This is a genomic window from Streptomyces sp. NPDC058335 (genome assembly GCF_042723915.1).
Taxonomy (GTDB): domain Bacteria; phylum Actinomycetota; class Actinomycetes; order Streptomycetales; family Streptomycetaceae; genus Streptomyces.
The window spans coordinates 439,962-459,234 of the sequence record NZ_JBHXHX010000006.1; the positions used below are offsets into that span (position 1 = coordinate 439,962).

Here is a 19,273-nt window from a genome sequence, read left to right on the forward strand (position 1 = left end):
CGGCAGGCGGCATGCGGCAGGACGAGAGCCAGGTCAGTGGCGGACAGGGCAGGACAGGGCTGCTCAGGGGCAGGACCGCTTCGTGTTGTTCTCGGCCGTGGCGCGCGCGGTCTCCGCGAGGTCGGCGAACTGACCGGCGAGGGAGGCGATGACGTCGGGCCTGAGCCGGTAGTAGGTGAACCGGCCGCACGGCTCCGTGTCCACGACCCCGGCCTCGCGCAGCACCTTCAGATGGTTGGAGAGGTTGGTCTGTCTGGCCCCGGTCTCCTCGATCAGGTGGGTGCTGCAGAGCGTCTCCTTGGCGAGCAGGGTGACGATCTGGAGGCGGAGCGGGTCGGCCAGGACCCGCATCAGATCAGTGTCGACTGACATCATCATGGCCTGATACTGTCACATCACTCTGAGCTGATACCAGTTGGGACTGATCACTATCCCCGCCCCGCCGAGCGGGACCCGTGTCCCCACGCATGACGCTCTCGACCTAAGGAAGAACCGATGTCCTCCAGCCCGCTCGCCTCCGTGCTGTTCGTCTGCGTCCACAACGCCGGCCGGTCACAGATGGCCGCCGGGTTCCTCTCCCACCTCGCGGGCGACCGGATCGAGGTCCGCTCCGCCGGCTCGATCCCCGGCGACCAGGTCAACCCCTCCGCGGTAGAGGCCATGAAGGAGGTCGGCGTCGACATCGCCGACGCCCAGCCCAAGATCCTCACCACCGACGCCGTCCAGGCGTCGGACTACGTCATCACCATGGGCTGCGGCGACGCCTGCCCCATCTTCCCCGGCAAGAGGTACCTCGACTGGGCCCTCGAAGATCCGGCGGGCAAGGGCGTCGAGGCCGTCCGCCCCATCCGCGACGAGATCAGGACGCGCATCGAGGCCCTGATCGCCGAGATCGACGCCACGCGGAAGGCGTGAAGCGGCACTGACACCGGACGGTTCTCCCGGTACCCCCAGCAGGTTCGCCCCATGGACTACGACGCACCGCCCGCGCCGTGTGGGCGGGCCGCGCGAACGTGCCGTGTGAACGGGGCCGCGCTGCCGCAGTGGTTCGACGACACGTCCCGGAAGCCGGCCGAGGCGCTGGACGCCGATCCCGGCAGGCCCGCGTGGACGTTCCACCCGCCGCTCACCGTCTGCTTCCGGCAGCGGCGCCGGTGACTGGAGGCGCTCCTGCACTGCTGGGACGCCGAGCACGCGCCGGGAACCCCGCGGCCGCTCGGCGCCGTACTCGCCGGGGAGGGCGCGGCCGAGGCCCTCGACACGACGGCGCCGCGACAGGTGGCCCGGGGACACGCCCAACCGTCCGCGCAGGCCGCGGAGTTCGCTGCCACGGACGCCACCGGCGCCTCGGTGGGTCACCGCCCCGGCACGCCCGTCGCCACACTCTCTTCCCCGGCGCCGAACCTGCCGCTCCTGCTGTGGAGGCGCCTTCCGGCGGACGCGGAGACCTCCGTGCGGTCGGGTGACGGACGGGCCGGACGCCTCATGCTTGAGGGAACGCCGCCCCCCTGACCGGAGAGACGCCCGCATGCCCCACGTTCTGAACCTCTGGCGTCAGCGACTGGACGCCGTACCGGAGTCGGTCTTGCAGCGCACCGACCTCGACGTGCTGATCCTCGCCGACACCGGGCTCACCGACCTGCCGCCCGAGATCGGCCGGCTCGCCCGGCTCACCACCCTCGACCTCGGCCACAACCGGCTCACCTCACTGCCCGACACCCTCGGCGACCTGACCGGGCTCGACGGGTGCCTCTACCTCCACGACAACCAACTGCCCCGCCTCCCGGCCACCTTGGGCAACCTCACCCGGCTGCGCTACCTCAACGTCGGCGAGAACAGTCTCACCGAGCTGCCGGAGACCCTCGGCCGGATGACCGGCCTCGTCGAACTCCGCGCCCAGCACAACCGGTTGGCCACCCTCCCCGATTCCCTCGGCGGCCTGCACCGGCTGCGCGAACTCTGGCTGCGCGGCAACGCCGTCACCGGACTGCCCGCCTCCACGGCGGCGCTGCACGACCTGCGCCATCTGGACCTGCGCGAGAACTCCCTCACCGCCCTCCCGGAGCCGCTCGCCGCCCTGCCCCGCCTGCGCCACCTCGACGTACGGAGCAACCGGCTCACCCACCTCCCGGACTGGCTGGCCACCCTGCCCGCGCTGGAGAAGCTCGACCTGCGCTGGAACCCCTGCGAGCCCTCGCGGGAGCTGTCCGCCGAGCTGGAACGGCGTGGGTGCGTGGTCCTGACCTGAAGGGTCTGGGTCCGGGCCCGGCCCGCCGCCCCGCGGGGGGGGGTGGCGGGTTCTCGTCACGCCCGCGGAGTTATGTCAAGAAACGTCCTGGTGAGACCTCGCGTGTCATGGGCACGATGATCCCGTTTCGCGGCACGACACGCGCACGACGCGAACGTCGCACCACCGCCACACGGACACCGACGGACACCACCGACGGACACCCCCCGGAAAGAGGGCTCACCCGATGTCCCTGCGCACGCGTACCCGAGCGATCACCACGACCGCGGCACTCGCCACCGCCACCACCGCCGCCCTCACCCTTTCCGGCGCCGCTCCGGCCTCCGCGAGCACCGCCGCCGGAACGACCGCCGCCGAGACGACCGCCGCCGCCACCGTCCCCTGGTCCGCCTCCCACGGCACCGCCTCGGCGGCCGGCGACCGGTGGCTCGCGAGCGGCAAGCTCGTCCTCGACGGCACCCTCACCAACACGGGCACCGGGTGCTACTCGGTCTGGACCCGCTTCGTCCACGACTTCGTCGTCCTGCCGTACACCAAGCACGCCGAGATCTGCGGTGCGGGCTCCGTCGACTTCACCGCCACCAAGAGCTACACGTACACCGTGACCGGCACCCTGAGAGTGTGCCGGGGCACGACCGACACCACCGACTGCGGCCAGGGCGTGGGCATCACCCACTGGCCGATCGGGTAGCCCCGGAACGGCATCCGCCCCCGCCTCGGCTACTTCGTCCCGACCGTCCGCAGCACCGTGAGCACCACCGCCCGCGCCACTTCCACGACCTCCCGCACCGACACCCGCTCCGCCGCGCTGTGCGCCACGGCGATGTCCCCCGGTCCGAACTGCAACGCCGGGATCCCCGCCGCGGCGTACAGCCGCAGGTCGCTGCCGTACGTCGCCCCGCGCTCCCTCGGCGGCGCCGAGCCGGTCGCGTCGGCGTGCGCCTGCCCCACCACGTCCCGCAGCGGATGCCCGGCGGGCAGCCGTCCGCTCGCGAACTGCCCGCCCGGCCAGGTCACCGTCGCCGGATGCGTGGCCAGCCAGGGGTCGGCCGCGCACGCCTCGGCGACGCACCGCTCCAGCTCGGCGCGCGCCGCGGCGGGGTCCTCGCCGAGCCGTACGCCGAGCCGTCCCTCCGCGATCAGCAGGTCGGGGACGCTGCTCGCCCAGTCGCCGGAGCGCACGGTGCCGACGGAGAGGGAGTACGGGATCGGGTACTCGGCGAGCAGCGGGTCGGGGGCGCGGTTGCGGTCGGTCTCCAGGCGGGCCAGGGCCCGGTGCAGCGGGAGGTAGGCGTCGACGGCGCTGACCCCCGCCTCCCGCGAGCTGGCGTGGGCGGCCCTGCCGGGGACGGTGAGCCGGAAGGTCAGGGCGCCCGCGTTGGCGGTGATGACGGTGCCGGCCGTCGGTTCCGTGATGAGGCAGGCGTCACCGCCGTAGCCGCGTCGCAGGGTGCCGAAGGTGCCGAGGCCGCCGTCCTCCTCGCCGACGACGAAGTGCACGGCGACCCGCCCGCGCAGCCGCAACCCGGCCGCCCGGACCGCGGCGAGGGCGGCCAGGTGCGCGACGAGCCCGGCCTTCATGTCGCAGGCCCCGCGGCCGTGCACGAGGTCCCCGCGCACCCGCGGCACGAACGGGTCCCCGTCCCACGCGGCCGGGTCCCCCGGCGGTACGACGTCCACGTGCCCCTGGAGGATCAGCGTCGGCCCGTCACCGCCGTCCGGGGTGTGCCCGACGAGGCCCCACGCCTCCTCCCGCGGGGCCTCCGTGCCGGGGAAGTCCGGGTGCGCGTACAGCTCGGGCAGGTCCATCGCCCACAGGTCGGTGTCCAGGCCGAGCCGCTCCAGCCGCCCGGCGAGATGGTGTTGCAGCTCGGACTCGGCCGGGCTGCCGGTGACGCTCGGTATCGCGATCAGCTCCAGCAGGGTCCGCCCCACGGCCGCCTCGTCGATCGCCGCCAGCGCGGCGGCCTCCTGCCCACTCAGCACACCCGGCTCCCTCCACCGGCGACGGGCCACTCCCGCCACCCCGCCCCCGCATACCTGCTCGGTCCGCCCCTCCCGCATACACGGGACCGCGCGGCCCTCAGTCCGCGCCGCCCACCGTGAACCCGATCACCGCCCCGCCGCCCGCCCGCCGGAAGGCGAACGCCGCTCCCCCGTGCGCCAGCGCGACCTCCCGCACGATCGACAGACCGAGCCCCGAGCCCGGCAGGGAACGGGCGTCCGCGGCACGGTAGAAGCGGTCGAAGACGCGGGTGAGGTCGGCCTCGGTGATGCCGGGCCCGCGGTCGAGGACCTCCACGCGAACGGTGCCGGGCCGCGCCGGGCCGGTCACGTTGATCTCGATGGGCGCCAGTCCCTCACGGTCGAACTTGGCCGCGTTCTCCACCAGGTTGGACAGCGCCCGCTGGAGCATGCCGGGCCGCCCGTCGGTGCTGGTGTCACCGCTCGCCCGGACCACGATCCGCCGCCCGGTACGGCGCCGCGCGAGCCCCGCCACGTCCTCGGCGAGGTCGGCGAGGTCGATCCGCTGCGGCGGCTCGGTGTCCGACTGCCCGGCGGCGAGATCCACCAGCTCGTTGACCAGGTCGGTCAGTTCACGGGCCTCCTGGCCGAGGTCGGCGACGAGTTCGTCCCGGGTGGCGGGCGGCAGCTCGTCGATGCGGCGCAGCAGCGAGATGTTGGTCCGCAGCGAGGTCAGCGGCGTACGCAGTTCGTGCCCGGCGTCCTGCACCAGCCGCCGCTGGTCCTCCTCGGACTGGGCGAGGCGCCCCAGCATGCGGTCGAAGGCGCGGCCGAGGCGTCCCACCTCGTCGTACCCGGTGACGGGGACCTGGACGCCGAGCCGGCGGGTTCGGGCGACGTCCTCGGCGGCGGCGGTGAGGATGACCAGGGGGTGGGTGATGCGCCGGGCCAGCCACCAGCCGAACAGCCCGGCCGCCGTCACGACGGCGGCCATCAGGATCAGGGTGCGCTGCTGGAGCGCCCGCAGCAGGTCCTCGGTGTCGCTGAACTCCTGCGCGATCTGCACCGCGCCCCGGCCGCCGCCCAGCGCGACGGTGGCGACCCGGTAGACGTCGCTGCCGACGTCGACGTCCTTGTGCTCGGCGAGCGTGCCCGCGCGCGGCGCCGCGGCGATCGCCCGGTCGGCGTCCTTCACGGGCAGCCCCGGGTTCCCGGGGTCGAAGACCTTCCCGTCCGCCCCCAGCACCTGTACGTCGGTGCGGGCCGGGCGCACGATGTCGTGGCCGGGCGCGGCGGAGGAGAAGTCGGCGGGGTCCATCGCCCGGTCGCGCACCTCGTCGCGCAGGTCCTGCACGACCTCGTCGAAGACGGACTCCTGGTCCACCCGCACCAGACGGGCGGCGGCACTGTACGACAGGACGCCGACGAGGACGGTGACGGCCGCCGTCACCGTCGCGAAGGACACCGCGAACGTGGTGCGCAGCGAGCCGAGTTTCGGGCGCCGCCGGGACACCCACCGCCGTACGCGGCCGGACACGGGGTGGCCTCAGTCTTCCCGCAGCACGTAGCCCACGCCCCGCACGGTGTGGATCAGCTGCGGGGCGCCGGGCCCGTCGAGCTTGCGGCGGAGGTAGCCGACGTAGACGGCGAGGTTCTTGGAGCCGGGGCCGAAGTCGTAGCCCCAGATACGGTCGTAGATCGTGGAGTGGTCGAGGACGATGCCCGCGTTGCGCACCAGCAGTTCCAGCAGCTCGAACTCCGTGCGGGTCAGTTCCAGCTCCCGTTCGCCGCGCCAGGCCCGCCGCGCCTGCGGGTCCATCCGCAGCCCGGCCGCCTCCAGGTACCGCGCGGGGGCCGCCGCGGCCGACGGCTTCGGTGCCTCGGGCGGCACGCCGCCGCCGGTACGACGCAGGAGCGCGCGCAGCCGGGCGAAGACCTCTTCGACGTCGAAGGGCTTGACCACGTAGTCGTCGGCGCCCGCGTCCAGGCCCGCGATCCGGTCGGCGGTCTCCACGAGCGCCGTCAGCATCAGGATCGGGACACGGTCGCCCTCGGCGCGCAGCACCCGGCAGACCTGGAGGCCGTCGATGCCGGGCATCATCACGTCGAGGACGAGGACGTCCGGCGGCGACTTGTGGGCGTGCGCCAGTGCCTCGACGCCGTCGGCGACCGCGGTGACCTCGTAGCCCTCCAGGGTCAGCGCGCGTTCCAGGGCGTGACGGATGGCGCGGTCGTCTTCGGCGAGCAGCAGCTTCTGAGGCACGCGCCCAGTCTCCCAGCCGTCACGCTCCCACGGCGTGACGAGCGGCTCACCGGGCGCCCTTCTTACGTGCCTCTCACCCACCCCGGCAGGCCCGGCCACCCCGCCCGGCTCAGCCCGCCGGCCGCAGGGCCGCGAGCTGCTCGGCGAACGGCACCACCGCGAACTCGTCCTTCGCGGCCGGCGGCCGTGCCACCGCCAGGCCGCTCATCAGCGCGGCCAGCTCCCCTGCGGCCCGCTCGATCCGCTCGGGCAGGCCCTCGGCACCCCAGTCCTCGGAGGCGGCGTAGACGCCGGTCGGGACGACGACGGCGCGCAGGTAGGCGAACAGGGGCCGCAGCGCGTGTTCCAGCACCAGCGAGTGCCGGGCCGTGCCGCCGGTGGCCGCGACCAGCACGGGCTTCCCGGTCAGGGCGTCCTTGTCGAGCACGTCGAAGAAGGACTTGAACAGCCCGCTGTACGACGCCGAGAACACCGGCGTGACCACGATCAGCCCGTCCGCTCCCGTGACCGCGTCCAGCGCGGCGGCCAGCTTGCGGCCCGGGAACCCGTTGGTGAGGTGGTGGGCGATCTCCACGGCGAGGTCGCGCACCTCGACGACCTGCACGTCGGCCGGGGTGCGCCCGACGGTGGCGGCCGCGAGCCGGTCGGCCAGCAGGCGGGTGGACGACGGGACGCTCAGTCCCGCCGAGACGACGACGAGCTTCATGCGACGGTCTCCTTGTCCTGAGCGTTGTTCACAGCGTCCGTCTTCCGGGCCAGCAGCGACCGGTGGGTCGGCGCGTCCGGCACGTCGGCCGGGCGGCCCTTGGCGAACTCCTCGCGCAGCACCGGCACGACCTCCTCGCCGAGCATGTCGAGCTGCTCCAGCACGGTCTTCAGCGGGAGTCCGGCGTGGTCCATCAGGAACAGCTGGCGCTGGTAGTCACCGGCGTACTCGCGGAAGGACAGCGTCTTCTCGATGACCTGCTGCGGGGAGCCGACGGTCAGCGGGGTCTGGTCGGTGAAGTCCTCCAGGGACGGCCCGTGCCCGTAGACCGGCGCGTTGTCGAAGTACGGCCGGAACTCGCGCACCGCGTCCTGCGAGTTCTTCCGCATGAACACCTGCCCGCCGAGGCCGACGATCGCCTGCTCCGGCGTGCCGTGCCCGTAGTGGGCGTAGCGGGCCCGGTACAGCTCGACCATCTGCCTGGTGTGGTCGGCCGGCCAGAAGATGTTGTTGTGGAAGAAGCCGTCGCCGTAGAACGCGGCCTGCTCGGCGATCTCCGGCGAGCGGATCGAGCCGTGCCAGACGAACGGCGCGACGCCGTCCAGCGGCCGGGGCGTCGAGGTGAAGCCCTGGAGCGGGGTGCGGAACTTGCCCTCCCAGTTCACGACGTCCTCGCGCCACAGCCGGTGCACCAGGTTGTAGTTCTCGACGGCGAGGTTTATGCCCTCGCGGATGTCCTTGCCGAACCAGGGGTAGACCGGTCCGGTGTTGCCGCGGCCCATCATCAGGTCGACGCGCCCGTCGGCCAGGTGCTGGAGCATCGCGAAGTCCTCGGCGATCTTCACCGGGTCGTTCGTGGTGATCAGCGTGGTCGAGGTGGACAGGATCAGCTTCTCGGTGCGCGCCGCGATGTAGCCGAGCATCGTCGTCGGGGACGACGGCACGAACGGCGGGTTGTGGTGCTCACCCGTGGCGAAGACGTCCAGGCCGACCTCCTCGGCCTTCAGCGCGATGGCGACCATGGCCTTGATCCGCTCGCGCTCGGTCGGCGTACGCCCCGTGGTGGGGTCCGGCGTCACATCGCCGACCGTGAAGATCCCGAACTGCATGGTCGCTCAACCTCCAAAGTTGTTGACCGTTCAACCATACCGTCCCAACAGTGCGCCCACCCCCCGTATTCCGCCGGTGGGTATCAGCATCGATGTCAGTGGCCCGCCCTACGATCCCGACATGGCAGCACCACGCCGCGACACCCGAGGCATCGTCGACGCCGCCGAGCTGCTCGCGCGCGTCCGCTTCCGGCGCCGCGAACCGGCCCCACCCCTGCGCCCCTACCTGGAGCACTACTGGCTGATCGACTGGGACCTGGACCGGCCGTACGCCTCCCACGTCGTCCCCCACCCCTCGGTCAACCTCGTCTTCCAGCAGTTCGAGAACCAGAACCCCTTCGCCGAGATCTCCGGCATCGGCCTCGGCCTCTTCACCCAGACACTGACCGGCCGGGGCCGGGTCTGCGGAGTGCAGTTCCGCCCCGGCGGCTTCCGCCCCTTCGCACCCGGCCACCCCGTCTCCGAGTGGACCGGCCGCCGCGTCCGCCTCCCCGGCACCGACCCGGCACCCGTCCTCTCCCCCGCCGACGAGAACGCCCGCGTCGCCGCCCTCGACGCCCACCTCCTCGCCCTCGACCCCCGGCCCGACCCCCAGGCCGACCATGCGATGGCCCTCACCGACCGCATCCGCGCCGACCGCACGATCCGCCGCGTCGCGGACCTCGCGAGAACGGAAGCCGTATCGGTACGCCACCTGCAACGCCTCTTCGCCACCTACGTGGGCGTCGGCCCGAAATGGGTCATCCTCCGCTACCGCATCCACGAGGCCCTGGAGCGAGCCGAGACCTCCACCGCCCTCGACTGGTCCGCCCTGGCGGCAGACCTGGGCTACGCCGACCAGGCCCACCTCGTACGCGACTTCAAGGCAACGGTGGGAGTACCACCGACGGCGTACGCGTCCCGCTAGGGGCACCCGGAACGACGCAGCGAGCTACCCCAACCCACCTAGGGGCGCGGGGAACTGCGCGACCAGCCACGACCGGCCCGCACCCTCGACCAACGACCAGCCACCCCGAAGCCCTACGAGCCCAGCGGCAGCGGCAACGCATCCGTGTAGCCGTTCACCGGCCGCTCGATCTTCCCGACCGTACGGCCGTCCAGCGCCACCGCCGCCGACGACGTACCCAGCGTGCCCTGCGCGTGCCAGGTCCCCGTCACCGTCACCCACGTGTCGGCCTTCGGCGCCTCGACCCCGTACACCCGCACCTTCACGGACTGCGCGTCCGCCGCACAGCACGACAGCATGATCCGCGTCAGATACCAGCCCTCACCCCCGCCGGCGGGCGTGACGAACCCCGTCATCCGCACCGTGCGCCCGTCGATGGACCGCGCCTTGTCCTGCTGCACCCGCTGCGTGAAGTCGGTCAGCGTGATCGGCAGCGGCGAGGTCGCCGGCAGCGGATCGAAACCGTCCTCGTCGACGACCGCGACCGCCTTCGGTCCTTCACGGGACGCCGTGTACGAACCCAGCGCCGGCGGGGCGTAGAACAGCAGGCTCAGCGCGGGCAGAAACAGCAGCCAGGCGACCCGCGGCACACCCGAATGACCATGACCGTGACCGTCGTCGTCCTCCTCCGGCCGCCCCGCCGACCGCCACGCCGACCACGCCTCCGCCGCCCCCAGCAGGATCAGCAGCACCCCGGAAGCGATCAGCAGCGGCCGCATCCCCTCCTTCACGTACCTCAGATACGCCTCGGTGAACAGCGAGGTCTGCAACAGCCCCAGACCGCTCAGCACCAGCAGCCCCACCTGCACGAACCGCCTCACAGCAGCACCCCTCCCACGATCACGCTGCACACGACCGCGACGACCGCCGTGACGCTGGAGAACCGGACCGCGAAGGCCCGCCCGAACGTCCCCGCCTGGAGGGCGATCAGCTTCAGGTCGACCATCGGACCCACCACCATGAACGTCAGCCGGGCCGTCGGCGAGAACCCGCTCAGCGAGGCCGCCACGAACGCGTCCGCCTCCGAACACACCGCCAGCACGATCGCCAGCACCGCCAGGAACAGCACCGACAGCCACACCGAGTCCGAGAACGTGTCCACCACCGAGCGCGGCACCGCCACATTGAAGGTCGCCGCCGCCATCGCCCCCACCACCAGAAAACCGCCCGCATGCAGGAAGTCGTGCTGGAAACCGCGCCGGAACTCCGTCCAGCGACTCTGCCCCGGCCGGTGCCCGGTGTGCCGTACCGCCGGCTTGAGCCACTCCTCACGCCCCCGCCAGAGCCACAGCCAGCCCATCACCGCCGCCGTGATCAACGAGGCCACCAGCCGGGCCAGCACCATCTCCGGACTGCCGGGAAACGCGATCGCCGTCGCGGTCAGCACCACCGGATTCACCGCAGGCGCCGACAGCAGGAACGCGAAGGCCGCCGCCGGAGGGACCCCCCGCCCGATCAGACTGTTCGCCACCGGCACCGACGCACACTCACAACCCGGCAGCACCACCCCGGCCGCCCCCGCCACCGGCACCGCGAAGACCGCGCGCTTCGGCAACAGCCGGTTGAACACACTGGCCGGCACGAACGCGTTGATCGCCCCCGACAGCGCCGTACCCAGCAACAGGAACGGCAGCGCCTGCACCGTCACCGCCAGACACACCGTCCGCCACGCCTGCACCGCCGGCTCGTCCAGCGACCGCCCGACCAGCACCAGCACCGCACCCGGCAGCACGGCCGCACCGACCAGCAGCAACGGCCAGCTCCGCGGCAGCCCACGCCGGGCGACCGCCTCCGGCGTCTCCCCGGCCATCTGCGCGTCTACGTCTATTCGGGTGTCCTCTACCGCCCGCATGCCTAGACCAGCCCTCCCCGCAGCCGCACGACCTGCTCCCCGCTGAACTCCACCGTCCGCCTCATGTGCCGCACGATCACGGCCAGCTCGGCGTCATCCAGATCATCGAACAGCGGACTCCAGTCACCGCCCAGCCGCTCCCAGGTCCGCCCGAACTCCGCGATCCGCTCCGGCACCGTCGCCACCAGCACCCGCCGCCGGTCGGCCGCGTCCCGCTCCCGCACGACGTACCCCGCCTTCTCCAGCCGGTCCACCAGCCGCGTCGCCGACCCCGTGGTCAGCCCCGTCAGCTCGGCCACCCGGCCCGTCGTCACCGCCTCCCGCTCCAGCGAGAGCAGGTTCAGACACTGCAGGTCGGTGGGGTGCAGCCCCAGCCGGTCCGCGACGGCCTGATTGAACAACGCGAACGCCGCGACGTACCGACGGGAGACGACCGACAGCTCGCCGAGCAACCGCGACCGCACGTTCCCGGACATCGCCCGCACACCCCTTCGTAGCGCCGTCCGCAGATCGTACGACGTACCCGAACCCGCCCGACGAACCGCGCGACCACCCACCACAGGCCGGCAGAGGCCCCATGCGAAGCTGCTGCCATGCTCGTCCTGCGCTCCGCCGCCCTCTTCGCCGTCGCCGCGCTCTTCGAGATCGGCGGCGCATGGCTCGTCTGGCAAGGCGTCCGGGAACACCGCGGATGGCTGTGGATCGGCGCCGGCGTCATGGCCCTCGGCGCCTACGGCTTCGTCGCCACCCTCCAGCCCGACGCCAACTTCGGCCGCATCCTCGCCGCCTACGGCGGTGTCTTCGTCGCCGGATCACTGGCCTGGGGCATGATCGCCGACGGCTTCCGCCCCGACCGCTGGGACATCACCGGCGCCCTGATCTGCCTCGCCGGCATGGCCGTGATCATGTGGGCACCACGCGGACAGTGAACCGGACCGCCTTCCCTCTCCCCTCCCCCCGCTCAGGGCGTCTCGTCGGACAGCAGCCCCAGCTGCCCCAGGAAGTCCATCTGGTCGAAGTACAGCCGGTAGCTGACGATCCGCCCGTCCTCCACCGTCGCGATGTCCACGCCCCGGATCCTGAACTCCCTCCCCGTCGCGGGCAGCGTCTCCCCGTCGGGCAGCCGGAGCGGCCCGGTGTTGCGCCCGCTGAACCAGCCCTCGTCGACAGCCGTGTCGCCCACCTCCCACGCGGCCAGTGACTCGAACGTGGCCTCGGGCACCGCGTCCGTCATCTGCCGCCAGTACTCGACGATGTCGTCCCGCCCCCGGACCTCCCCCGCGTCGGGCGTCACCGCGACGGCATCCTCCGCGTACAGCTCGCCGATCACCTCGAGATCCCGCCGCGTGGTCAGCGCCTCGGTGAGCCGGTCCATGACCTCACGCGCCTGCCCCATCGGTCCACCTCCAGAACAGAGGATCACCCACCTCAAGTCTCCCACCGGGGCACCGCTCAGGCTCGCGGGAGGGCGGGACCAGGGGCCCGTCCGGAGACCGAGATCACGGGCCGTCCGCGGACCGGACCCCCCTATCCTGGCCGGGCAGGCTTTCGACCTTCCGCACTTTCACAGGGTCCCCGCCCGAGGAACCGAGGAGCAGCCCCCATGGCCACCGCCGCCCCGTCCGCCGCGTCCCGCATCGCCGTCATCACGGGTGCGAGCAGCGGCATCGGCGCCGCCACCGCCCGGCAGCTCGCCGCGGCCGGCTACCGCGTCGTCCTCACCGCCCGCCGCAAGGACCGCATCGAGGCGCTGGCCGAGGAGATCACCGCGGCGGGCGGCTCCGCGACGGCGTACCCGCTCGACGTCACCGACCGGACGGCCGTCGACGAGTTCGCGACCGCGTTCCGCACCATCGGCGTCCTCGTCAACAACGCGGGCGGCGCGCTCGGCGCCGACCCGGTCGCCACCGGCGACCCCGCCGACTGGCGCACCATGTACGAGACGAACGTCATCGGCACCCTCAACCTCACCCAGGCCCTCCTCCCCAAACTGGTCGCGAGCGGCGACGGCACGGTCGTGGTCGTCTCCTCCACCGCGGGCCACGGCACCTACGAGGGCGGCGGCGGCTACGTCGCCGCCAAGCACGGCGCCCACGTCCTCGCCGAGACCCTCCGCCTGGAGATCGTCGGACAGCCCGTCCGCGTCATCGAGATCGCCCCCGGCATGGTCAGGACCGACGAATTCGCCCTCACCCGCTTCGGCGGCGACGAGGACCGCGCCGCGAAGGTCTACGAAGGCGTGGCCGAGCCCCTCACCGCCGACGACGTCGCCGAGACCATCACCTGGGCGGTGACCCGCCCCAGCCACGTCAACGTCGACCTCCTGGTCCTGCGCCCCCGCGCCCAGGCCTCCAACACCAAGGTCCACCGGGAACCGTGACGACCGACGAAGGCGACGACGCGGGCCGGGACACCCCCGAGCGGGCGGCGGAGAAACGCCGCCTGGCCCAGGAGAGCAAGGACGAACGCAAGGTCTGGTACTTCCTCGCGTACTTCCTCTTCGGCATCCACATCATCGCCTTCGTGATGATCTATGCCGTCAAGCACGGGAACTGAGCCCGTGCCGCCGCAAGTCCTTACCGGCATGGACAGACGCCTCCCCTTCGAGACCCTGCACAACTTCCGCGACCTGGGCGGCTACGGCACCCCGGACGGCCACCACCGCATCCGCACGGGCCGCCTCTTCCGCTCCGACTCCCTCGGCAAACTGACCCCGGACACCCCCGACTGGGACCGCTTCCTCTCCCTCGGCATCCGCACCGTGATCGACCTTCGCCACCCCTGGGAAGCGGACCGCGCCGGCCGCGTCCCGGCCCACCCCTCCCTCACGTACCGCAACCTCAGCATCGAACACCGCTACTACGACCAGTCGGCACAGACACCCGACGTCGAGCCCGGCCCCTACCTCGCCGAGCGGTACATGGAAGTCGCGGAGGACGGCACCAAGGAGATCCGCGAGGCCCTGCGACTCATCGCCGAGACGGACGCCCCCCTGGTCTTCCACTGCGCCTCCGGCAAGGACCGCACCGGCCAACTCGCCGCCCTGATCCTCGGCCTCCTGGGCATCGACGAGGACCTGATCATCGAGGACTACACCCTCACCGAACTCGCCACCACGGCCCTCCTCGCAGACTGGCGCACCCGCCACCACGGCAACTCCCCCACCTGGCCGTACTACCTGTCCGCCCCCGAGTCGGTGATGCGCCTGTACCTGGCAGCACTGACCTCCCGTTACGGCTCCACGGAGAGCTACGTCGAGAAGGCCCTCGGCCTGGACCCGGAGACGCTCTCCGCGACCCTGCGCGCGAACCTCCTGGAGCCCTCAGCGGGCAGGTAACTCACAGGAGTGAACCTGGCCACGTGCCCAGGCCCATGCCCATGCCCAGCTACCTGCGAGTCGATGATGCCCCCGGTTCCCGGGGGCATCATGCGTCAACCCTTCACGCAGATGAACTGCTTCAGCTTCGCCACTACCTCGACGAGGTCCCGCTGCTGGTCCATGACCTGCTCGATCGGCTTGTAGGCACCCGGGATCTCGTCCACGACGCCGGAGTCCTTGCGGCACTCCACGCCCCGCGTCTGCTCTTCCAGGTCCTTCGTCGTGAAGCGACGCTTGGCCGCGCTCCGGCTCATCCGCCGACCCGCCCCATGGGAGGCCGAGTTGAAGGCCTTCTCGTTTCCGAGCCCCTTCACGATGTACGAGCTGGTACCCATCGAACCGGGGATGATCCCGTACTCACCGGAGCCCGCCCGGATCGCGCCCTTCCGCGTGACCAGCAGGTCCATGCCCTCGTACCGCTCCTCGGCCACGTAGTTGTGGTGGCACGAGATCTCCTGCCCGAAGGTCGGCTTCGCCTTCTTGAACTCCTTGCTGACCACGTCTTTCAGGAGCGCCATCATGATCGTGCGGTTGTACTTCGCGTACTCCTGCGCCCAGAACAGGTCGTTGCGGTACGCCGCCATCTGCGGGGTGTCCGAGACGAAGACGGCGAGATCGCGGTCGATCAGGCCCTGGTTGTGCGGGAGCTTCTGCGCCACACCGATGTGGAACTCGGCGAGTTCCTTGCCGATGTTCCGCGAGCCGGAGTGCAGCGTGAGCCACACCGAACCCTCATCATCGAACAGCAGCTCGATATAGTGATTGCCGGATCCGAGCGTCCCCATCTGCTTCGTGGCCCGCTCCTCACGGAACTTCACCGCCTCAGCGACCCCGTCGAACCGCCCCCAGAAGCCGTCCCACCCCCCGGTGGCCAGCCCATGGAACCGCCCCGGCTCGACGGGACTGTCATGCATCCCCCGCCCCACCGGAATCGCCTGCTCGATCTTCGACCGGAGCCGGGACAGGTCCCCCGGCAGGTCGTTCGCCGTGAGGGACGTCTTGACCGCCGACATCCCGCAGCCGATGTCGACCCCGACCGCCGCCGGGCACACCGCGCCCTGCATCGCGATGACCGAACCGACCGTCGCACCCTTGCCGTAGTGGACGTCCGGCATGACGGCCAGGCCCTTGATCCACGGCAGGGTGGCGACGTTGCGCAGCTGCTGGAGCGCCCCGTCCTCGACCGTCGTGGGGTCGGCCCACATGCGGATGGGAACCTTCGCGCCCGGCATTTCCACGTACGACATATCGTCCTCATTCCCCCGGAAACCAACAGAAGTCATAAATCGCAAAACCGGTGCCAAGGTGGCCAATTAGGACGGCGGACCGGCATCCACGGTGTTGCGTGCGATACACATTGTCTGCTGGGGCCGCCCCCGTCCGGCAAGCGATTAACCAGTGGGGACACTGGAACTGCCATCCACGATGTGACCGTCGAGAGGAGCCGACCGTGCAGCGGAAGGCGTACGTACCCGGCGTCGCCGCACTCCTCGCGGCGCTGCTGGCCGGCTGCACGAGCAGTTCGGACGACGGCGGCGCGACGGACAACTCCAATCCGGGCGACGCGGGCACCGTGACCGCCGCCGCCGAGCCGGGCCGTTACGACGCCCTGCCGGAGGCCTGCGGAGCGGTCGGCCGCAGCACTCTCGACTCTCTCCTGCCGGGTATCCGTCGGATCCCCGACGAGACCCAGCGCGAGAACGCCTATCGGGGCCAGGCGACGCTGACGTTCGACACGGACCGCAAGGCCGGCTGCCGTTGGAAGGTGGAGTCCACGGACGCCATCGACCATCTGAGCGTCGACCTCGAGCGCGTGGTGTCGTACGACAACGCGGTCAGTGACGACAGTCAGGCGGAGACGCTGTTCGCCGGGAAGGTGACGGCGGCCGGTCTCCCGGCGCCCAGCCCGTCCGGCAGTCCGACGGCGACGACACCCGCCGCTCCTGCTTCCGCCGCCACCTCCCCCTCCCCTTCCACATCGGCATCGGCATCGGCATCCGCCTCTGCTTCCGCCTCCGCCTCCGCCGACCTCCAGCCCCGTCTCCTCGACGATCTCGGTGACGAGGCCTTCCTGAACGACGTGCTCGCCAGCTCCGGTTCGACGGCGAAACAGCGCATGGTGACTGTGGCGTTCCGCACGTCGAACGTCATCGTGACGATCGAGTACGAGGAGCAGGCGGCGTCGGTCGGCGTCGTCCCGGACAGCAAGGAAATGCAGGACAGGGCCCGGAATCTGGCGGCGCAGCTCGCCGATTCCCTGGCCGGCTGAGGCCACTTCACGCACACGAACCCCTCGTGTCCGGTGACTTGGAAGCGGAAACGCACAGGTTCTTCACCGCGTACCGTGGCCCCCCGGACCCCGATCCGACCGCAGGAACCACGAGCGTCATGAGTGAAGGAACCATGCAGCGACGAGCCCAGCGAGACGACCAGCGAGCCCGGCGAACGATGCGTGCGGGAGGCTTGAACCGCCTCTTGGCCGCGGCGGCCGCAGTACCCGTGATGCTGATCGCCGCAGGCTGCTCCTCCGGCTCAGACTCCGGGTCCGGTGACGACGCCGCGGCGCAGAAGAGTGGCGGCGCGTCCGCGAGTGCGTCCCCGAGTGCCGAGCCGACCGTGCAGGCGGCGGCGTACGGTGCGCTGCCCGAGGCGTGTGGCGTGTTGTCGACGAAGACCCTGACCGCGCTGGTGCCGAAGGCCCCGGCGAAGGGGAAGGAGGGGGCGTCGAGTGATACCGCGGCGCGGGCCTCGTGCTCCTGGTCGAGCCTGGACAACAACGGTGTGAAGGGTTCGCAGTTCCGCTGGCTGAACGTGTCTCTGGTCCGTTTCGAGACGGACGCGGCGAGCAGTGGTGAGCAGCAGGCGCAGGAGTACTACGCCAAGCAGGTCCAGGACGTGGCGGCGACGGCGGGTGCGAAGAACGCGAAGTCGCAGGCGCTCGCGGGTACGGGTGACCAGGCGACGACGGTGCGGTACGACCTGAAGAAGTCGGAGGGCGCCTTCAAGCAGCAGACGGTCGTCTCGCGTGTGGAGAACGTGGTGGTCACGGTTGACTACAACGGTGCGGGACTGGCGGGTGAGAAGACGCCGGACGCGGCCGCGTTGGTGAAGTCGGCGGAGCTGGCGGCGAAGGAGGCGGTGGCGGCGGTCGAGGCGGCCAACGGCGAGGGTGCGGGCGGTGGTTCGTCGCCGGCGCCGTCGAAGACGTCGTCGAAGTCCCCGTCGGCTTCCGCTTCCGCATCGGCTTCGGCTTCGGCCTCCGCATCGGCGTCGGCGTCGGCCGCGAAGAAGAGCTGACGTACCGGCAACGCGTGAGCCGCACACATGTGCCACCCTGTTGCGCGCAACAACACGCAAGGGGAGGGAAGTACGGGTGGCAGCGCCAATCGAGCTGACTCGGACGCACCGCATTCTCATCGGTGTGGTCGTGGCCGGCGCCGTGGTCATCGCCGCGATCGGCTTCGCGGGCTCCTATGCGGCCGTCCGTGAGCTGGCTCTGCAGAAGGGTTTCGGGAACTTCAGTTACGTGTTCCCGATCGGCATCGACGCGGGTATCTGTGTCCTGCTGGCCCTGGATCTGCTGCTGACGTGGATCCGTATCCCGTTCCCGCTGCTGCGGCAGACGGCGTGGCTGCTGACGGCGTCGACGATCGCGTTCAACGGTGCCGCCGCGTGGCCGGATCCGCTGGGTGTCGGCATGCATGCGGTGATCCCGATCCTGTTCGTGGTGTCCGTCGAGGCGGCCCGCCATGCGATCGGCCGGATCGCCGACATCACGGCCGACAAGCACATGGAGGGCGTGCGGCTCACGCGCTGGCTGCTCTCGCCGTTGCCGACGTTCCTCCTCTGGCGGCGGATGAAGTTGTGGGAGCTGCGCTCCTACGAGCAGGTCATCAAGCTGGAGCAGGAACGTCTCGTCTACCAGGCCCGCCTCCGCTCGCGCTTCGGCCGGGCCTGGCGCCGCAAGGCTCCGGTGGAATCCCTGATGCCCCTGCGCCTGGCCCGCTACGGCGTTCCCCTGGCGGAGACGGCCCCTTCGGGCCTGGCGGCGGCGGGCATAGAGCCGGCGTTGCTGCCGCCGGCTCCGAGGCAGGAGTTGCAGACGCAGCAGGCACAGCAGGCGCTGACGCCGGCGGAGACCCCGCAGGTACCGGCCGCCGCGGCGGCTCCCGGCGGGCAGCGCCCCGTCCCGGCCCCGGACCCCGGTCATCCGGAGAACGACCCGGAGCAGGAGCAGAGCCCGTGGTTCCAGCCGCCCGCCCAGGAGATCGCCTACCAGGGTGGCTACGACCCCATGTACGACCCGCAGGAACAGTACGAGCAGTGGTACCAGGAGCAGCTCCAGGCGGAGCAGTACCAGCAGCAGTACCAGCAGGAACCTCCGTCGCAGGAGCCTTCTCCGGAGGAGACGGGCAGCTTCCCGATCCCGGTGGCTCCCGGCCGCACCCGTGAGCTGGGTGAGGGCGGCGGCTCTCCGGAGCCGGACGAGGAGGACTTCTACCTGGTCTTCAAGAAGTCGATAGACGGCAGCTATCCGACCTCGGGCCAGTTCAGGGGCGACGTGGAGGCGACGTTCGGCACCACGCTCCCGCAGCGCGAAGCCGACCGCCTGGTGGCCCGCTTCACCAACCGCCACACGGCGGAGCTTCAGGATGACCACATCGCGTAAGCGGTGAGCAGTAGGCGGTATGCGGATGCGGTAGCGGTACGAGGAGGGGGGGCGCCCGGTGATAAAGCGGCGGCCCCACCACCAGCTATGAAAGGAGGGTCTCCAACAACCCGGGGACGGGCCGCGGCCGACCCTG

At 71.3% G+C, this 19,273-nt stretch carries 23 protein-coding genes; 12 read left to right on the top strand and 11 right to left on the bottom strand.

Annotated elements, in window-relative coordinates; genetic code table 11:
* Window positions 1-63 precede the first annotated feature (63 nt).
* Window positions 64-378 carry an ArsR/SmtB family transcription factor gene (locus tag ACFWJX_RS14645; protein WP_383241786.1) on the bottom strand — a complete coding sequence of 105 codons (315 nt, stop codon included), beginning with the start codon at window positions 376-378 and terminating at the stop codon, window positions 64-66.
* Window positions 379-495: 117 nt separating this feature from the next.
* On the opposite strand from ACFWJX_RS14645, the gene ACFWJX_RS14650 reads away from it, so the two are divergent.
* The 4 genes from ACFWJX_RS14650 to ACFWJX_RS14665 all read left to right on the top strand — a co-directional run bounded on the left by ACFWJX_RS14650 (window position 496) and on the right by ACFWJX_RS14665 (window position 2,939).
* Window positions 496-915 (top strand): arsenate reductase ArsC, encoded by a 420-nt coding sequence (locus tag ACFWJX_RS14650; RefSeq protein ID WP_383241789.1) that lies wholly within the window; start codon window positions 496-498, stop codon window positions 913-915.
* A 51-nt stretch (window positions 916-966) separates the two neighbouring features.
* Window positions 967-1,158 carry a hypothetical protein gene (locus tag ACFWJX_RS14655; protein ID WP_383241791.1) on the top strand — a complete coding sequence of 64 codons (192 nt, stop codon included), beginning with the start codon at window positions 967-969 and terminating at the stop codon, window positions 1,156-1,158.
* 370 nt (window positions 1,159-1,528) lie between these two features.
* A complete protein-coding gene (locus tag ACFWJX_RS14660) occupies window positions 1,529-2,248 on the top strand; it encodes a leucine-rich repeat domain-containing protein (protein ID WP_383241794.1) in 720 nt (239 codons plus the stop codon).
* Window positions 2,249-2,474: 226 nt separating this feature from the next.
* Window positions 2,475-2,939: a hypothetical protein gene (locus ACFWJX_RS14665; protein ID WP_383241797.1), complete on the top strand. Its 465-nt coding sequence runs from the start codon at window positions 2,475-2,477 to the stop codon at window positions 2,937-2,939.
* Between the two features lie 29 nt (window positions 2,940-2,968).
* Here ACFWJX_RS14665 and ACFWJX_RS14670 read toward each other — a convergent pair whose 3' ends face one another.
* The 5 genes from ACFWJX_RS14670 to ACFWJX_RS14690 form a co-directional block, all read right to left on the bottom strand.
* Window positions 2,969-4,234: an ArgE/DapE family deacylase gene (locus ACFWJX_RS14670; protein WP_383241800.1), complete on the bottom strand. Its 1,266-nt coding sequence runs from the start codon at window positions 4,232-4,234 to the stop codon at window positions 2,969-2,971.
* A gap of 97 nt (window positions 4,235-4,331) precedes the next feature.
* Window positions 4,332-5,750, bottom strand: coding sequence for an ATP-binding protein (locus ACFWJX_RS14675; RefSeq protein ID WP_383241803.1), 1,419 nt, complete (start codon window positions 5,748-5,750; stop codon window positions 4,332-4,334).
* Between the two features lie 9 nt (window positions 5,751-5,759).
* The gene (locus tag ACFWJX_RS14680) at window positions 5,760-6,476 is read right to left on the bottom strand and encodes a response regulator transcription factor (RefSeq protein ID WP_383241806.1); all 717 of its coding nucleotides are present in this window, start codon (window positions 6,474-6,476) and stop codon (window positions 5,760-5,762) included.
* Between the two features lie 109 nt (window positions 6,477-6,585).
* A complete protein-coding gene (locus tag ACFWJX_RS14685; RefSeq protein ID WP_383241809.1) occupies window positions 6,586-7,182 on the bottom strand; it encodes an FMN reductase in 597 nt (198 codons plus the stop codon).
* Window positions 7,179-8,291, bottom strand: a complete 1,113-nt coding sequence (locus tag ACFWJX_RS14690; RefSeq protein ID WP_383241812.1) for an LLM class flavin-dependent oxidoreductase — start codon at window positions 8,289-8,291, stop codon at window positions 7,179-7,181. The genes ACFWJX_RS14685 and ACFWJX_RS14690 overlap by 4 nt, the downstream gene beginning before the upstream one ends.
* Before the next feature lie 121 nt (window positions 8,292-8,412).
* Here ACFWJX_RS14690 and ACFWJX_RS14695 point away from each other — a divergent pair, with 121 nt between their 5' ends.
* Entirely contained in the window at window positions 8,413-9,198 is a 786-nt protein-coding gene (locus tag ACFWJX_RS14695) for a DUF6597 domain-containing transcriptional factor (protein WP_383241815.1), read from the top strand.
* A 113-nt stretch (window positions 9,199-9,311) separates the two neighbouring features.
* Here the strand turns inward: ACFWJX_RS14695 and ACFWJX_RS14700 are convergent, their stop codons facing one another.
* Genes ACFWJX_RS14700 through ACFWJX_RS14710 form a run of 3 tightly spaced genes read right to left on the bottom strand, consistent with a single transcriptional unit; the run spans window position 9,312 to window position 11,565 of the window.
* A complete protein-coding gene (locus tag ACFWJX_RS14700; protein ID WP_383241818.1) occupies window positions 9,312-10,058 on the bottom strand; it encodes a TIGR03943 family putative permease subunit in 747 nt (248 codons plus the stop codon).
* Window positions 10,055-11,047 (bottom strand): permease, encoded by a 993-nt coding sequence (locus tag ACFWJX_RS14705; RefSeq protein WP_383241923.1) that lies wholly within the window; start codon window positions 11,045-11,047, stop codon window positions 10,055-10,057. The genes ACFWJX_RS14700 and ACFWJX_RS14705 overlap by 4 nt, the downstream gene beginning before the upstream one ends.
* Window positions 11,048-11,091: 44 nt before the next feature.
* Window positions 11,092-11,565, bottom strand: a complete 474-nt coding sequence (locus tag ACFWJX_RS14710) for a MarR family winged helix-turn-helix transcriptional regulator (RefSeq protein WP_383241821.1) — start codon at window positions 11,563-11,565, stop codon at window positions 11,092-11,094.
* Window positions 11,566-11,682: 117 nt separating this feature from the next.
* On the opposite strand from ACFWJX_RS14710, the gene ACFWJX_RS14715 reads away from it, so the two are divergent.
* A complete protein-coding gene (locus ACFWJX_RS14715; RefSeq protein ID WP_383241823.1) occupies window positions 11,683-12,018 on the top strand; it encodes a YnfA family protein in 336 nt (111 codons plus the stop codon).
* 32 nt (window positions 12,019-12,050) lie between these two features.
* Here ACFWJX_RS14715 and ACFWJX_RS14720 read toward each other — a convergent pair whose 3' ends face one another.
* A complete protein-coding gene (locus ACFWJX_RS14720) occupies window positions 12,051-12,485 on the bottom strand; it encodes an ester cyclase (protein ID WP_383241826.1) in 435 nt (144 codons plus the stop codon).
* A 207-nt stretch (window positions 12,486-12,692) separates the two neighbouring features.
* Between ACFWJX_RS14720 and ACFWJX_RS14725 the strand changes: the two genes are divergently transcribed.
* Genes ACFWJX_RS14725 through ACFWJX_RS14735 form a run of 3 tightly spaced genes read left to right on the top strand, consistent with a single transcriptional unit; the run spans window position 12,693 to window position 14,426 of the window.
* Window positions 12,693-13,469: an SDR family NAD(P)-dependent oxidoreductase gene (locus ACFWJX_RS14725; RefSeq protein ID WP_383241828.1), complete on the top strand. Its 777-nt coding sequence runs from the start codon at window positions 12,693-12,695 to the stop codon at window positions 13,467-13,469.
* Window positions 13,466-13,645 (top strand): hypothetical protein, encoded by a 180-nt coding sequence (locus ACFWJX_RS14730; protein ID WP_383241831.1) that lies wholly within the window; start codon window positions 13,466-13,468, stop codon window positions 13,643-13,645. Before ACFWJX_RS14725 ends, ACFWJX_RS14730 begins: the two co-directional genes overlap by 4 nt.
* A gap of 28 nt (window positions 13,646-13,673) precedes the next feature.
* A complete protein-coding gene (locus tag ACFWJX_RS14735; protein ID WP_383241834.1) occupies window positions 13,674-14,426 on the top strand; it encodes a tyrosine-protein phosphatase in 753 nt (250 codons plus the stop codon).
* Between the two features lie 95 nt (window positions 14,427-14,521).
* Here the strand turns inward: ACFWJX_RS14735 and ACFWJX_RS14740 are convergent, their stop codons facing one another.
* Window positions 14,522-15,715, bottom strand: coding sequence for an RtcB family protein (locus ACFWJX_RS14740; protein WP_383241837.1), 1,194 nt, complete (start codon window positions 15,713-15,715; stop codon window positions 14,522-14,524).
* A gap of 203 nt (window positions 15,716-15,918) precedes the next feature.
* Here ACFWJX_RS14740 and ACFWJX_RS14745 point away from each other — a divergent pair, with 203 nt between their 5' ends.
* The 3 genes from ACFWJX_RS14745 to ACFWJX_RS14755 all read left to right on the top strand — a co-directional run bounded on the left by ACFWJX_RS14745 (window position 15,919) and on the right by ACFWJX_RS14755 (window position 19,137).
* On the top strand, window positions 15,919-16,737 hold the full coding sequence (locus tag ACFWJX_RS14745; protein ID WP_383241840.1) for a DUF3558 domain-containing protein: 819 nt from the start codon (window positions 15,919-15,921) through the stop codon (window positions 16,735-16,737).
* A 119-nt stretch (window positions 16,738-16,856) separates the two neighbouring features.
* Window positions 16,857-17,765 (top strand): DUF3558 family protein, encoded by a 909-nt coding sequence (locus ACFWJX_RS14750; RefSeq protein WP_383241843.1) that lies wholly within the window; start codon window positions 16,857-16,859, stop codon window positions 17,763-17,765.
* Window positions 17,766-17,841: 76 nt separating this feature from the next.
* Window positions 17,842-19,137, top strand: coding sequence for a DUF2637 domain-containing protein (locus ACFWJX_RS14755; protein ID WP_383241846.1), 1,296 nt, complete (start codon window positions 17,842-17,844; stop codon window positions 19,135-19,137).
* The last annotated feature ends 136 nt before the right edge of the window (window positions 19,138-19,273 follow it).